Raw genomic sequence first — 15,585 nt, forward strand, 5'->3', positions numbered from 1 at the left:
AAACAGCCTAGAAATAATACTTCATGATGATCTGTGTTATCACATCATACAAGATTGTCAAGATTATATCTTACTATAGAATATCTAGAGAACTAGAGTCACTACATGAAAATAGAATATGATGTTTTATTGGATAGACCTTGCAGTATTTTTAAGAAAGTGATACCGGAACGTACTCAACATATATTATTATTTAGCATTCATATCATTACCATAACCTAGTAGTACATACCAGTCCATACGAATAAAGCACTACACAATCCAAATATTATGACCTGGATGCACAGAAAAACTATATAGTTCAGTAATATCTATACTACGAACAATTATCGTGAACTCAAAAACCCCTACTTGAACAGTACAAGATATATCTATATCATTCAGAGCCTCTTCTAGAATATTACACCGCAGAAAGAAACGCATCAATGCTTTATCTCTTCTCTCAATACTATTTAATACCCTTTCATAACACTATTAAAATAGCTAAAGAAATATAAAATTGTAAAAATCATAGGTTATGAATATAGTTACCTACTCACGTATTTCGCCTAAACATAATGACGAAGTATACATGTTAGGTTGGCTTCTTAGCCTAATATATTCTTATACAATAGTATTTTAACGGAGAAACCTATGTTCTGAACGCTTTAACGCGTGAAACTACTACTTATCCATGATATTACTATATCAAAACTAGAAAAATAAAATTTTCCTATAATATCAAACACGCCTAAATGAATCTTACAAGATTTTGAGTCTATAACATTCAAGAGCATCAAACTACTAAAAAACATCTTCAGGTAAGGTACTTACTAACATTGTAAAAATGCAATTACTTAAAAATAACTACATAACTACGATAAAAAAGATATGATTTTTGTCATAAATATGTTAAGAGCGTATAGATTATAAAATTTTAAAACCAGATTGATAGTAATCACTGAATGATCAATGACCTTCTCCTTTATGCTGGGATTGAATGCATAAAAATATTTAGGTTTAGAGCGGGTGTTTTAACATAAAAAACTACTTATGAGACTTGGAGACAACATCGCAAATATGTTATACTGAAAGATCAAAACCTATAAAAGAACAGCATAAAATACTATTTTACTTAATCACGTTAAATTGTTGATCGAAATATCGCGACAAATTCTGTACCGAACGGTACTAGTTATACATTGTAATAAGTTAGTACTAGACAAGAAATAATCTTTTCTATTTGTCTTCGGTATATATCTGTAAATCATAGGGCAACATCATCATGCATCCTTAACCTATACATCTATAATAGATTGCATCATCTACATAGAGTATTTGCTAACGCAAGGCACACCCTTATTTTCTTCTTAATTCTACGCAAGAATTATGCTGTCAGCATATAGTGATAGATAATCAAACATTATAAAAGCGATCTAAAATTATGAAAAAAACACAGAGCAGATATATTCCAGATAGTCTCGTAACACAAATTATACTTAGCCTGGTATCTGGAATAGCTTTTGCTTATGTATCACAGAGATATGCTATAGAAGCCGGCATTCTTGGAGAATTATTTATTAATGCATTAAAAGCCATCGCCCCTCTATTAGTTCTCATCCTGATACTGACATCTATTTCTAGCTATCACCAAGGACAAAAACATACCATTCGCCGTATTATTATACTTTATTTACTCAGCACGTTTAGCGCCTCCATATTAGCATTGATTGCTAGCTATCTTATACCACAACATCTGACATTAAACACATCTCTTCTCGGTGTTACAGTCTCACCTTCTAGCATATTAGAAGTGCTAAATGGTTTTCTAATGAGTATGGTCACTAACCCTATTGAAGCATTAATGCAAGCTAACTATATCAGTCTTCTACTCTGGGGTATAGGATTAGGTTTTGCCTTTCGAAACAGTAGTCATCCTACACATATGGTACTTAATGATATCTCTAGTGCAATAACAAAAATAGTCCGTGTTGTGATGAAATGCGCACCAATTGGTATTTTTGGATTAGTCTCGTCTACTTTGGCGTCTACTGGATTTGATGTACTATGGCAGTATACACACCTTCTCGGCTTACTGCTTGGCTGTATGCTTCTTATAATATTTCTCTTTAATCCTTTTTTAGTCTGGTGGTATATTCGTCGTAATCCATATCCACTAGTATTTACATGTTTACGTGAAAGTGGTATTACTGCTTTTTTTACCCGTAGTTCCGCCGCTAATATTCCAGTAAATATGGCTTTAGCAAAAAAACTAGGTTTAAACCCTGATACTTATACAGTATCCATCCCAATTGGGGCTAACATTAGCATGGCAGGTGCATCTATTACTATTACAGTACTTACTTTAGCGACCATGCATACCTTAAATATCAATTTAAATATATCTACAGCGATCTTACTGAGCATTGTCGCCTCTATCTGCGCTTGTGGGGCCTCCGGTATAGCTGGGGGCTCACTGCTTTTGATGCCAGTAGTCTGTCATATATTTGGTATTCCAGATGAAATTGCTATGCAAGTAGTCGGGATTGGTTTTATTATTAATATCTTGCAAGATTCAGCTGAAACTGCGCTTAACTCATCAACAGATATCTTGTTCACCGCAGCGGTATGCATGTCTTCTCAATATCAACCTACAGAAAAAGCAGAGTATCTTAGAGATATACCTATATTTATAGATAAAAAACCTTGATAATACCACTTGCTAAGCAGCAAGTGGTATTAAAATAAAAAATTCAAACAAAAACTGATGCCTAATGCTCATCTCAGTTATGCTTCTTAGTATTATCACCTAATCTTTACTTTATATTTGTCTTTGCGTATAAAAATCGCCGATGATGATCATGTCTCTCTTATTTTTTTGAAGCAAAAGAAGCGCCTGTGCCCGCGAGAAGTTGTAATCGATACATTTGCCAATAACGCCCTTGTCCTTCTAGTAATGTCTGATGACTACCTCTTTCTACTACTTGACCTCGATGTAATACAAGAATGCTATCCGCCTCAGTAATCGTGGATAATCGATGTGCAATTACGACTAATGTTGTACGCTGTCGTAAAATACGTAAAGCTTGTTGAATGGCTTGTTCGGTCCCAGAATCAATATTAGCTGTCGCTTCATCTAAAATTAATATCTGAGGTGTAATCGCTAGAACGCGTGCTATTGCCAATAATTGCTTCTGCCCCACAGAAAGAAAATTACCCTGCTCTCCTAATTGTGTATAAATACCTTGAGGCATCGAACGTGCTAACTTGGATAACTGAACTGCATCTAAGACCTTCCACACAGCCTGCTCACTCAGATCTCTTCCCAGCGTAACATTAGCAAAAAAAGTATCAGCTAATACTACTGGATCCTGTTGAACCATAGCTACACTATGACGCAAGACGGCATGACTTAATGAAGGAAGTGGTCTAGAATCAAGTAATATTTCACCTTGTTTCAAGGGGTAATACCCCATCAAGAGATTTGCTAATGTACTTTTACCACTTCCAGTATGCCCTACTAAAGCAATAAAATGACGCGCTGGTATCGATATGCTTATGTTTTTTAATACTGGAAAACCTGATTGATAAGAAAAAGTTACATTACGAATATCAATTTTACCACTCTTTAATGGCTGTATATCATCTCCATAAGGCTGACGTGGGGAATCCATTAGCTCAAAAATACGCTCACCCGCCACAACAGCCTGCTGTAAAATTGACTGTTGAGTGGTGATTTCAATCAGAGGTTCATTAAGACGAGCAAGATAGTTGATAAAAGCATACAGCACCCCAACGTCTATTGTCTCTCTTGAAGATAAGCCATATAAGATCATTAATCCGCATAATATTAGACCTGAAAATAAACTTAACAATGGTCTCAATAAAAAACCCTCTAACCGAAGAGTTTCCATACGCGCTAAATAATGCATAGAGCTTGCTGTGCCCATGCGTTGACCAAAACGTTCTTGTTGGCGAAATTGCTGAATAATACTCATACCATTAATAATTTCATTAAAACTATTGTTGATATCAGCTAAACAACTACGCAATCGCCGAACAATGGGTGTGCTACACCGTTGATAGATTAGCATCACTATTAAAACTGCTGGAAAAATCGTTATGGCTACTAAAGCCATGCGCCAATTTAGACTAAACATTGCAACAAGCATCGCTCCAACTAATGCAAGACTGCGGAGCGCAGTAGAAACAACAGTTACATATAAATCACGTACAACTTCAGTGTCATTAGTTACGCGCGAAATAATTTGCCCTACTGGCTGTGTGTCAAAAGCACTTAATGGTTGTCGCAAAGCAGCATCCATGACGCTAGTACGTAAATGTTGTACTACTCCAACTGCAACCTGATTAAACCATAATGCCTGCCAATAATATAATAATGCTGCTAATATTTGTAAGATCAGGTAGCTGCAAATGATCAGTCCAGAAAAAAAATTAAAAGGCATGTGATGTTGGTCAATCTGATCAATAAAACAGCTAATAAGCACCGATCCAACAACTTCTGCCGCAGCAGCAATCCATAACATAATAACTGCTAAAATCAGTGATGTTCGCCATGGGGAACCATAAGATAGCAAACGTTTAATAGTTGGCCACAGCCGTACTATATCACCCATTAGGCACACCGCCTGTTATCTCATCTTCATGGAGCACCTCTTCTAACTGCTGATATCGATACATTTCCCGATACCATCCTTTACGTGCAAGCAGCGTGTCATGATCTCCACGTTGAAGAATCGAACCATTCTGTAAAACTAGAATCTCGTTCGCTTCAGATAGGACAGATAAACGATGAGCAGTAATGATCACTGTGCGCTTCTCCCCCCAATGCCGTAAATTATGCATAATTTGGTGTTCTGTACGACCATCGACAGCAGAAAGAGCATCATCTAATACAAGAATTTCAGCATTTAATAGTAACGCTCGTGCAATAGCGATTCGCTGTTTTTGCCCCCCAGACAACATGATTCCACGTTCACCCACTTCTGTGTGGTACCCATGAGGTAAGCGTAATATATCTTCATGCACATGAGCAAGCCGAGCTACATCCTCGATTTCACGTTGTGTAGCATTAGGCCGTCCTAATGCAATATTTTGCGCTACACTGTCAGAAAAAAGAAAGGGAGTTTGACTGGCAACTGCTAATCTACTACGCCAAATGTCTAGACGTAGTCGAGATAATAGAATATTATGAAAACGAATCTCTCCTTGGTTGAGATCAAAATGACGTTGTACTAAACTTAATACAGTACTTTTCCCTGATCCTGTTGGGCCACATAAACCTAACATATGGCCTGGTTTGACGGTTACATCAAAGTTAGATAATGCACTTTTCTGAGAACCAGGATACGAAAATTTTCTTATAGAAATTTTTAATAAACCACGTTCTTCCGGTAACACCTGATTACCATCTGGTACTACAGGAGCTTCAGATAATAGTATAGAAATACGACTCCAAGCTGCACTTCCACGCTCAACAATATTAAACATCCAAGCGAATGCTAACATTGGCCAAATCATCAATCCTAAATACATAATAAAACTAGTTAGCTGCCCTAAAGTCATCGATCCATGCCATACCATCCAACTACCTCCAACAATTGCTAAGAGGTTAGACAACGCTACAAAAATATAAATTGTAGGGTCAAAACGCGCATCAATACGTGCTACACGTAAATTTTCTGATCCTGTATTTTTAGCGATAACAGCAAATTTATCTGACTGATGACCCTCTAGACCGAATGCTTTAATCATGCGAATACTGCTTAAGCTTTCTTGGGTTTGATCGTTTAATGACGAAAAAGCAGCCTGTACATTTTTAAATCGACGATGTAGTTGATGTCCATAGCATTTAATAACTAGAGCCATGACCGGCATTGGAAATAAAGCTAATATAGTAAGCGTAAAACTAATTTGCTTACTCATAACTATTAAAACCGTTATACCCATGACAAGGGAATCTACTAAAGTAAGAAACCCTTCCCCAGCAGCAAAAACAACACGATCTACATCATTAGTTGCCCGCGCAATTAAGTCACCCGTACGATGACGTAAGTAAAACTCAGGATTCTGCCGGCTGAGTTTTTGATACAAACCTGCACGTAGCTCTACTGCAAGATAATAAGATGCTCCAAACAATAATATGCGCCATATATAATGGAGAAAATACACAATGATTGCTATAAAAAGCATCGCGCTGACCCACATAATCAACTGATTATTGGTAATACAACCTTGACTAACACCATCCACAATTTTTCCAACAATGTGTGGTGGAAAAAGTTTCAGAACGGCAATCATAAGAAGGAGTAACACTGCGCCGAGATAACGGCGCCATTCGCGTAAAAAATACCAGCTTAATTGGCTAAAAAGTTGCACGAAAAAACACCCTGATTATCATCTGAATCAGTAAGTTGCAATCTCCGCTTAAGGAGAAACCGGTAAAGCAGTAGTATACTTTATCTCTTCCATAGCAAAACTAGAAGTTACGTCAAGCAATGGAGGAACACTGTTTAGTAGTTTTTTGTAAAAACCATCATAACTTTTCATATCAGCCACCTGTACTCGAAGAAGATAATCATGCTCCCCAGTCGTGCGATAAAAACCCATCACCTCTGGCATTGCTTGTACTACATGCACAAATTGGTTAAACCAATCCCAGCTATGTTGGTGTGTTTTAATTAAAACAAAAGCAGTTAAGTCTAATCCGAGCTTTTTGCTATCTAACAAAGCTACCCTGGCCCGAATGTAACCTTCATCCTCCAATCGTTTTAGGCGTTTCCAGCAAGGAGTAGTCGTCAAACAGACGGTTTCTGATAGTGTCTGTAGAGATACACTACAATCCTTCTGCAGAAAGCTCAATAATAAACGATCTTTTTTATCCAGTGTTTCTGGTAGCAAAGTATTCTCCTTTTACTAATCTTAAAAATAATATTTTAGTAACCTTTTCTCCCAGCATCTCGGTAATCTGATTCATATACCTAACTTACTGCTTATTAAGCGGAGACCTGATGCACAAAAAAACTTATCATCATCTTCTCATCGTAGGTTTATTTACCGCCGTCTCGCTTACTTGGGGTACAACCTGGATGGCGATGAAAATCGCCGTCTCTGCAGTGCCACCTATTTTTGCGACTGGACTACGATTTCTCTGTTCTGCCCCACTCTTATTACTACTGGCGCGTTATAAAAAAGTTCCACTACTGTTCCCATCAGGCCAGTGGAGTTTTCAAGTGTACGTAACACTATTCTACTTTGCTCTACCATTTACATTAATGATTTATGGAGAACGTTACACTTCTTCTAGTTTAGCATCCATTATTTTTGCAACAATGCCTGCTATCATACTCATATTATCTCTTTTGGTTCTGCGGGAACGTACATCTATTCAGCAAATACTAGGCCTAGGAATGAGTATTAGTGCCTTAAGCATTATTTTATGGCACGAAATGCATCATACTACTGGAACTAATCAACTTCGTGGTATGGTGGCACTTTTAGTAGCCGTTTGCATGCATGGAATTATGTACGTACAATGCAAGAAACGCTGCGTGGGGATGTCAGTCCTTAGCTATAATGCCTTACCTTCCTTAGGTGCAGGGACTCTTCTTACATTCGCTGGTTTATGTGAATCACCACATTTACAGAATTTTACTCTACAAGCACTTTTAGCGATAATTTATCTTGGTATTATTGCCGGTGTAGGCGGTGTGCTTGCCTATTTTTCTTTACAACAAATTACAAAACCATTTCAAGCTTCTATGGTATTTATGATTTTTCCACTTATTGCTGTTATCTTAGAACGTATAATAAATGGAAGCTGTATGATGAGTTCTTATTCTCTAATGTTGTTAGCGCCCTTCCTGCTTGGCATGGTATTAATATTGTATCGCATTCCCCCACAACTGGACAGAAAACCCATAAGAGCAATCTTCAAAAATCTTATTCCAAAATAAACAATCCAGAGATACATGTGTGAGGTGTATGTTAAGCTCTTTAGAAAATTCGTAATATTATTATGACCTTCTAGGGATCATGACATTATCACACAGATAAAGACAGATGCCACGCAATCTTCTGGATCACAACATTAATCATTCCGCATGGAGAGTATACTTAGCACTATTCGTCATAGTTATATTTCTTTTTTATTATCATAAATATTTATATGACCTAGCCATATTCTAGCGTGATGAATAAGCTACCAAAACCTCTCACGTTATTTCACAGCTCTTTTAAAAATAATGACTACCATACATATACCACTCGAATCATGATGTGGTTTCATAACAATATAGTACTGTTGACTATGGCCCCTTTGTCGTCATTCTCCACAAAATGCATAATATACTACAGTATACGTATTCAGTGCATATCAGATGATCGCTTATTAACTAATTGGTCCATATATTAATGTTCACTGTCTTTAAACATATCGACAACATAGAGATTATATAGTCTATCTTTATAAAAAATGCATCAATATTATAATCCATGAAACCTAATTGTATACCGGTTCTGTATGACTAACTAATTAACGCATGCTGATACATAACCATACTACTATCTACCATACAAGTAATATACACGTAACCTGCGTTAGACCTAACATGTGGTTAACCATCAGCAATTAATTTTCCTTATTGATTTTTATGCGGTAAAAACACTACTTAGCTCTCTTATTTATGGGGATAATCATGATATTTTTAGAACATTCTCGATCAATCATCATTGATCATCCGCCCTATATTATTAATAATAATACACACTTAATGAGTAGACAGACGATCATAAACACCCACAAATACTAACACTAGTAATACAGGCAATACCCATTCTAAACCCTGCTCAGTAAGTGGAAGTTGACAAAGAAGATATTTAGGAAGACAAATCTGGACATTCATTTTTTTTGCTGCATCCAAAATACCAAACATAAGACTCACTAACATTACTGGTAAGACTATTCTTTTACTGTTATTCCACCATCGTAGAGTAAAACTTAAGAAGACTAATACAATACATGGTGGATAAATCGCTATTAATATGGGAGTAAATATTGTAATAAGGTAATTCAAACCAAAGTTAGAAAAAACTAGGGAAGAAATACTAACAATATACACACAGTGACGATAACTCAGAAGAAAGTATCTTGCAAAAAAATCAGCGCAAGCACATGTTAAACCGACCGCTGTAACAATACACGAGATACCCATAAAAAAAGAAAGAAAAAGAATGCCTATTCTCCCATATATATGCTGAATATATTCATGTAAAATTATAGCACCATTTGCATTCTGCTCGATCATGTGATAACTATTAGCACCAATCTTTATAAGCGCTAAATAAATAATTATTAAACCAATACTGGCAATCATGCCAGAAATAATAGTATAGCGAGTCAATAATGCTACTTCTCCAATAATACGCGCGCGAACTGCATTAATAATCACCACGCTAAATACTAAGACACCTAAGGTATCCATCGTCAGATAACCACTTACCAAACCATGAGAAAATGCCTCACTTTTATATGTGCATAATTGACTAAGGCTAGAAGTAGCTAGGTTAGGAGTGGATATCAAAGCATCCCCAACTGGCCAACATACCGCGGTCAGACCTAATACACTCAAGACTACTATTTTTAATGGCGCTAAAATGTTCCCCAAAGTCTCTAATAAAGCACCAGGGTTAAGAGAGAGAAAAATGACCACACCAAAATAAATCAAGCTATAAATGAAAAGAGGAAGTTGACCATCACCTATAAGCGGCGCTAATCCTATGTCGAACGACACCGTGGAGGTGCGAGGTATAGCAAATAGAGGACCAACAATTAAATAACAAATCATTGCAAGCATACATCCCGCTAACTTACCAATAGGCGCACTAAAGTCATCTATCCTACCGCCTACACGCGCGAGTGCGACTAATGTTATTAATGGCAGTCCAACGGAGGTTGTAAGAAAACCTAAAGCTGCATACCAAATATATTCGCCGGCTTGAATACCTACCATAGGTGGAAATATAATATTCCCGGCGCCTACAAATAGAGCGAAAATTATACCGCTTATAATCAGTAAATCTTTTATAGTTAAAGGATGAATCATCAGACACATACTTCCTTATATCTAATACTTGTTTTCTGCTTTTGCTCAGCAAAAGGTACATGTTAATTTTAATAATGATAACCCTGGCACTACAAATTAACGAAAAGAATAACAACGCACCATCTTGGAAAATAGATAAATGCATCACTTATCATTTACAATACTATTTCCATAAATTGAACACCATGCAATGTACAAAAACACTTCTCTAATGCATACACTGCTCTTGATAGCATGATTGTTATAGTTGTGTTATAACCCTTAACCCACGCTTGTGTAAATGTATGCAAAAAGATAAAAAATAGAGCTAGATTAGGAGAATTCCTAATGTGGGTATTCATATCACCCACACACTGTAATGACGGCAGCATATACAATAACAGCATAATACAAAAATAAAAAATGGTGAAAAACTCCCTATGCATAATCATCTTGCGTATTTATAATAAAATATTTAATAGCGTGGTCAAATTTCTCACACATGACTTACATTATAAACTATATTTGCATAAACTGATTCTCTTCATTTTTAATCTGTGTTACTCGATTTTTGCAACCACTTTTCTATAAAAACCTAAATATGATTATGATTCAATCAATCATTATAACACTTGGGTGCTCAATCTTGACGCTATCACGTATAACATCTTACTGACATTCATACCGCTTATACCTGAATAAATTAAAGTTGGCGGTAAGTAATGTATAGTACACATATAATACTTGTAAATATAAAGAATCTAATTCATGATTTGTGTCTAGATAACTCTAGAGTCATAGCATGAACACTCTATCCTTCAAGCTTAAGAGCAACGGCATCTTGTATCCACAATAATGCAATATTAAAAAATTTTATCATATGATGATATAAAATATGATGTGAAATATTGTAAGGATTATAAAATCCTACACGTAGCTTTACTGTTAAAAAAATAAAGTCATATATTACTTAATATACGTGAAGTCACTAGAAGCAGCAATTTACAGAGGAGAAGATCATTTCTCAATAGAGATTACCAGGTATGCTATGAGAGACTATAATACTTCCATAAGACTAAATAACTAACACATAGTATCTCAAGATCCCGCATTTAAACATAAATGCTTACTACTGCTGTATAGTAATGACTATATTATTTTTAGACTATAGCCGTCACATGAGAATGCTATTATTACTATCATACCTAAGATGAATCTATAAAAATATATTGTAGTTCATAATAGAACACATGCATCACAATATAATACGCTTGCATATTTTCCTTTCCTTTTTAACTGATGGCGTAGTTAAAAACAGAGAATAATCTTACGATAGCGGCTAGTAAACCTAAGTACTATGTTTATTCTTAGATAGCATAATTAAAATAATTCACATATGTAATTCTCAATCAACATTCTAGAATTATAATACTATTAACTACCAAATATATATAAAGATCAGGTCATGATTAGGGTTACTAGTTGATCCGTTCATCTTCTTACAACCTTACCAGCAAGATCATACCTTGCTTATAAAAAAGAACACACCCCTAGTTATTAAGGTGATTAAATGACACTCAGTTTAAGACAAATGATAAATCTTATTTCATTGATCGTAATCATATTATTATGCAATGGTTGTGATAGTGCATTGCTATATCCTAAAGGACAAATTGCAATAGAACAGCGTTCATTAATTCTTACAGCCTTCGGACTAATGATGATTGTGGTCCTTCCTGCAATATTTATGGCTGTCTACTTTACCTATAGATATCGAGAATCTAATATAAACGCAACATATAACCCGCACTGGGATCATTCAAATAAAATAGAAGCCGTAGTGTGGACTATACCGATCTTAATTATTAGCTTCCTTGGTATACTGACATGGAAATCTACTCACACGCTGGAACCACGTAACCCATTAAAATCACTTATGCGCCCTATACAAATCGAAGTTGTATCACTTGACTGGAAGTGGCTCTTTATTTATCCTGAGCAAGGAATTGCTACGATTAATAAAATAGTTTTCCCAGCCCACTACCCTATACACTTTAAGATTACTTCACACACTGTGATGAACTCTTTTTTTATTCCTACCCTCGGCAGCCAAATGTATGCCATGGCAGGGATGCAAACTCAATTAAATTTAATCGCAAACGAAGCAGGGACGTTTCATGGTATCTCTGCTAATTACAGTGGACATGGATTTTCACACATGAAGTTTCAAGCCATTGCAACTCATGATATGAAGGAATTTACCAACTGGATTACAGAAGCAAAAAAATCTTCCAATACTCTCTTAACTATGGATGATTTTTATCATCTAACCGCCTTAAAAAATAGTTACTCGCAAGTTCTCTTCTCTCGTGTAAAGCCAAGGTTATTTAACGATATTATGAATCAATTCAAAATGAAGCATCATAATGTAAACCTGAATGTCTCTCATAACACAAATGACCTTAGCTTAGATTTAAAAAAAACGACATCTTCAGAAAGATAGCATCCTCCCGCATCTTTTGTGATATTTAGAACTATGTATAACCAGAATAACATAACCTACGCAATACTATGCAAGAAATGAGGAACCATATAATGTTAGGAAAACTAACCCTAGATGCTATACCCATCCATGAACCTATTATTATGGTGACAATTGCCACTATTATTCTCAGTACCATCAGTATTGCGGGGGTAATTAGCTACCTTGGAAAATGGAAATACCTTTGGTACACATGGTTCACGTCTGTTGATCATAAAAAAATTGGTATTATGTATATAATTATGGCTTTTATCATGCTATTCAGAGGTTTTGCTGATGCAATTATGATGCGTAGCCAACAAGTACTTGCCTCTTCTGGGGGGGCAGGTTTCTTACCAGCACACCACTACGATCAAATTTTTACTGCTCATGGTGTAATTATGATTTTCTTCGTCGCTATGCCATTTGTGGTTGGTTTAATGAATATTGCTATTCCATTACAAATTGGCGCACGAGATGTCGCATTCCCTTTCCTCAATAATGTGAGTTTTTGGTTAACAGTTGTAGGCGTCTTATTGATTAACTTATCACTTGGTATTGGTGAATTTGCACAAACTGGTTGGTTAGCTTATCCGCCATTATCTGGGCTAGAGTATAGCCCCGGTGTAGGTGTTGACTACTGGATATGGAGTCTACAAATTTCTGGTGTAGGAACGACCCTCACAGGAATTAACTTTATTGTCACTATCTTAAAAATGCGCACACTCGGTATGACTATGTTTAAAATGCCAGTCTTCACTTGGACATCTTTATGTACTAGCGTTCTAATTTTAGCAGCATTTCCCGTATTAACAGCCACATTGACATTACTTACATTAGATCGATACCTTGATTTCCATTTTTTTAGTAATGACATGGGCGGAAATATGATGATGTATGTAAACTTAATTTGGATTTGGGGTCATCCAGAGGTTTACATTCTTGTTTTACCAGTTTTTGGTATATTCTCAGAAGTAGTTGCTACTTTTTCTCACAAACGCTTGTTTGGTTATACTTCATTAGTTTGGGCAACGGTAGTGATCACTATTCTCTCTTTTATCGTATGGTTACACCACTTCTTTACCATGGGTGCTGGTGCCAACGTTAATGCTTTCTTTGGGATTATGACCATGATTATTGCTATACCTACTGGTGTAAAAATCTTTAATTGGTTATTCACAATGTACCAAGGGCGCATTCAACTACATTCCGCTATGCTATGGACAATTGGTTTTTTAATAACTTTCTCTGTTGGTGGTATGACAGGTGTCTTATTAGCCATACCAGGGGCGGATTTTGTACTGCATAATAGCTTGTTTTTAGTGGCTCACTTTCATAATGTCATTATTGGGGGTGTTGTTTTTGGTTGTTTTGCTGGAATCACTTACTGGTTTCCAAAAGCATGTGGTTTTATACTAAATGAGACATGGGGAATTCGAGCATTCTGGTTCTGGATAATTGGTTTTTTTGTGTCCTTCCTACCATTATATATATTAGGATTCATGGGTATGACACGTCGGCTTAGTCAGGATATTGATCCACAGTTTCATTTATTACTAGTAGTGGCTGCCAGTGGGGCCGCGCTTATCACCTGTGGAGTGATTTGTCAAGTGATTCAGTTTTATGTCACTATCCGTGATCGCATGCAGAATCGTGATCTCACTGGTGATCCATGGGGAGGTCGTACATTAGAGTGGTCTACTGCATCCCCTGCACCTTTCTATAACTTTGCTGTTCTGCCTCAAGTGAATGAACGTGATGCATTTTGGGATATGAAAGAAAAAAATAAGTGCAGCCCACAACCCCCGCAGTATGTTGACATTCACATGCCGAAAAATAGTTGCGCTGGTATAGTAATCGCATTTTTTAGCCTGATCTTTGGCTTTTCTGTCATCTGGCATATTTGGTGGATATCTATCCCATCATTTCTAAGTATTCTTCTATCTTGGGGGGCTAAAAGCTTCGATCAAGACATTGATTACTACGTTCCTGTTGCAGAGATCGTAGCCATTGAAAAATTGCACTTTCATGAAATAAAAAAAAGTAGGATGCATCATGTCAACTGAAACTCTAAGTCCATGCCACAATGTAGGTACTAATAAAATATTTGGATTCTGGCTATACATAATGAGTGACTGCATTATTTTTGCAACACTTTTTGCCACATATGGTGTCATGGTTAATAATATTGCCAGCGGTCCTGCAGGTCGTGATTTTTTTAGCTTACCCTTTGTGTTATTAGAAACGTTCTTGCTTTTATTAAGTTCCATAACGCATGGGTTAGCCCTCATTCAGATGCATAATGGACATAAAAACGCAGTAATCGGATACCTAGGATTAACTTTTTTGTTAGGACTAGGGTTTATAGGAATGGAAATTTATGAATTCCTACACCTTATTTCCCAAGGAGTAAGCCCTCAAATAAGCGGCTTTCTTTCTGGATTCTTTACTCTAGTTGGCACACATGGTTTACATGTGATAGCTGGCATGCTCTGGATGTTATTGCTGATGTTACAAGTAGCTATCAGAGGTCTTACATTAATTAATCGCACACGTCTTATGTGCCTTAGTCTCTTTTGGCATTTTCTAGATATAATATGGATCTGTGTATTTACTATTGTGTATCTAATTGGGGAAATTTAATGAGTGATACTGTAAAAAAATACAATTGTATTCCTAAAGATCTCAAGTCTTACCTAATAGGTTTTCTTGTATCAGTTGTTTTAACAGTGATCCCTTTTTGGATGGTTATGAACCATATAGGATCACAGGCTGCTCTTCTATCTCTTGTACTGATCTGTGCCATCATGCAAATTATTATACATTTAGTATATTTTCTTCACCTAGACAGCAAATCAGAGGGCGGTTGGAATTTAATTGCTATATCATTTGCCACACTAATTATTCTGATTATTATCATCGGTTCATTGTGGATCATGTGGAATCTCAACTATAATATGAGAGCTTCTCTTCACTGAAGAC

At 36.2% G+C, this 15,585-nt stretch carries 11 protein-coding genes; 6 read left to right on the forward strand and 5 right to left on the reverse strand.

The window, feature by feature from the left end:
- Positions 1–252 precede the first annotated feature (252 nt).
- Complete coding sequence (locus ERCILAFE3058_RS02780; protein WP_157989922.1) at positions 253–423, reverse strand: hypothetical protein; 171 nt, start codon at positions 421–423, stop codon at positions 253–255.
- 1,000 nt (positions 424–1,423) lie between these two features.
- On the opposite strand from ERCILAFE3058_RS02780, the gene sstT reads away from it, so the two are divergent.
- Positions 1,424–2,689, forward strand: a complete 1,266-nt coding sequence (gene sstT / locus ERCILAFE3058_RS02785; RefSeq protein ID WP_157989923.1) for a serine/threonine transporter SstT — start codon at positions 1,424–1,426, stop codon at positions 2,687–2,689.
- Between the two features lie 160 nt (positions 2,690–2,849).
- On the opposite strand, the gene ERCILAFE3058_RS02790 is transcribed toward sstT, so the two are convergent.
- From ERCILAFE3058_RS02790 to ERCILAFE3058_RS02800, 3 genes are read right to left on the reverse strand one after another with little or no spacing between them, the layout of a single operon-like run.
- Positions 2,850–4,616 (reverse strand): SmdB family multidrug efflux ABC transporter permease/ATP-binding protein, encoded by a 1,767-nt coding sequence (locus ERCILAFE3058_RS02790; protein WP_157989924.1) that lies wholly within the window; start codon positions 4,614–4,616, stop codon positions 2,850–2,852.
- Positions 4,609–6,378, reverse strand: a complete 1,770-nt coding sequence (locus ERCILAFE3058_RS02795) for a SmdA family multidrug ABC transporter permease/ATP-binding protein (RefSeq protein WP_157989925.1) — start codon at positions 6,376–6,378, stop codon at positions 4,609–4,611. The genes ERCILAFE3058_RS02790 and ERCILAFE3058_RS02795 overlap by 8 nt, the downstream gene beginning before the upstream one ends.
- 48 nt (positions 6,379–6,426) lie before the next feature.
- Entirely contained in the window at positions 6,427–6,900 is a 474-nt protein-coding gene (locus ERCILAFE3058_RS02800) for an Lrp/AsnC family transcriptional regulator (RefSeq protein WP_157989926.1), read from the reverse strand.
- A 110-nt stretch (positions 6,901–7,010) separates the two neighbouring features.
- On the opposite strand from ERCILAFE3058_RS02800, the gene ERCILAFE3058_RS02805 reads away from it, so the two are divergent.
- Positions 7,011–7,955: a DMT family transporter gene (locus tag ERCILAFE3058_RS02805; protein WP_157989927.1), complete on the forward strand. Its 945-nt coding sequence runs from the start codon at positions 7,011–7,013 to the stop codon at positions 7,953–7,955.
- An 813-nt stretch (positions 7,956–8,768) separates the two neighbouring features.
- Here the strand turns inward: ERCILAFE3058_RS02805 and brnQ are convergent.
- The gene (gene brnQ / locus ERCILAFE3058_RS02810) at positions 8,769–10,103 is read right to left on the reverse strand and encodes a branched-chain amino acid transport system II carrier protein (RefSeq protein ID WP_157989928.1); all 1,335 of its coding nucleotides are present in this window, start codon (positions 10,101–10,103) and stop codon (positions 8,769–8,771) included.
- 1,549 nt (positions 10,104–11,652) lie between these two features.
- Here brnQ and cyoA point away from each other — a divergent pair.
- The 4 genes from cyoA (at position 11,653) to cyoD (ending at position 15,581) form a co-directional block, all read left to right on the forward strand.
- Positions 11,653–12,585, forward strand: coding sequence for a ubiquinol oxidase subunit II (cyoA, locus tag ERCILAFE3058_RS02815; RefSeq protein WP_157989929.1), 933 nt, complete (start codon positions 11,653–11,655; stop codon positions 12,583–12,585).
- Positions 12,586–12,677: 92 nt separating this feature from the next.
- Complete coding sequence (gene cyoB / locus ERCILAFE3058_RS02820; protein ID WP_157989930.1) at positions 12,678–14,669, forward strand: cytochrome o ubiquinol oxidase subunit I; 1,992 nt, start codon at positions 12,678–12,680, stop codon at positions 14,667–14,669.
- On the forward strand, positions 14,659–15,246 hold the full coding sequence (gene cyoC, locus ERCILAFE3058_RS02825) for a cytochrome o ubiquinol oxidase subunit III (RefSeq protein ID WP_157989931.1): 588 nt from the start codon (positions 14,659–14,661) through the stop codon (positions 15,244–15,246). Before cyoB ends, cyoC begins: the two co-directional genes overlap by 11 nt.
- On the forward strand, positions 15,246–15,581 hold the full coding sequence (gene cyoD / locus ERCILAFE3058_RS02830) for a cytochrome o ubiquinol oxidase subunit IV (protein ID WP_157989932.1): 336 nt from the start codon (positions 15,246–15,248) through the stop codon (positions 15,579–15,581). Before cyoC ends, cyoD begins: the two co-directional genes overlap by 1 nt.
- Positions 15,582–15,585 lie beyond the last annotated feature (4 nt).

It is taken from the genome of Candidatus Erwinia haradaeae, from assembly GCF_900698955.1.
Taxonomy (GTDB): Bacteria; Pseudomonadota; Gammaproteobacteria; order Enterobacterales; family Enterobacteriaceae; genus Erwinia_E; species Erwinia_E haradaeae_G.

Coding starts and splice junctions, on each gene's coding strand:
- ERCILAFE3058_RS02780 (WP_157989922.1), bottom strand. CDS start 423: ATGCGTTTCTTTCTGCGGTGTAATATTCTAGAAGAGGCTCTGAATGAT.
- sstT (WP_157989923.1), top strand. CDS start 1,424: ATGAAAAAAACACAGAGCAGATATATTCCAGATAGTCTCGTAACACAA.
- ERCILAFE3058_RS02790 (WP_157989924.1), bottom strand. CDS start 4,616: ATGGGTGATATAGTACGGCTGTGGCCAACTATTAAACGTTTGCTATCT.
- ERCILAFE3058_RS02805 (WP_157989927.1), top strand. CDS start 7,011: ATGCACAAAAAAACTTATCATCATCTTCTCATCGTAGGTTTATTTACC.
- brnQ (WP_157989928.1), bottom strand. CDS start 10,103: ATGATTCATCCTTTAACTATAAAAGATTTACTGATTATAAGCGGTATA.
- cyoA (WP_157989929.1), top strand. CDS start 11,653: ATGACACTCAGTTTAAGACAAATGATAAATCTTATTTCATTGATCGTA.
- cyoB (WP_157989930.1), top strand. CDS start 12,678: ATGTTAGGAAAACTAACCCTAGATGCTATACCCATCCATGAACCTATT.
- cyoC (WP_157989931.1), top strand. CDS start 14,659: ATGTCAACTGAAACTCTAAGTCCATGCCACAATGTAGGTACTAATAAA.
- cyoD (WP_157989932.1), top strand. CDS start 15,246: ATGAGTGATACTGTAAAAAAATACAATTGTATTCCTAAAGATCTCAAG.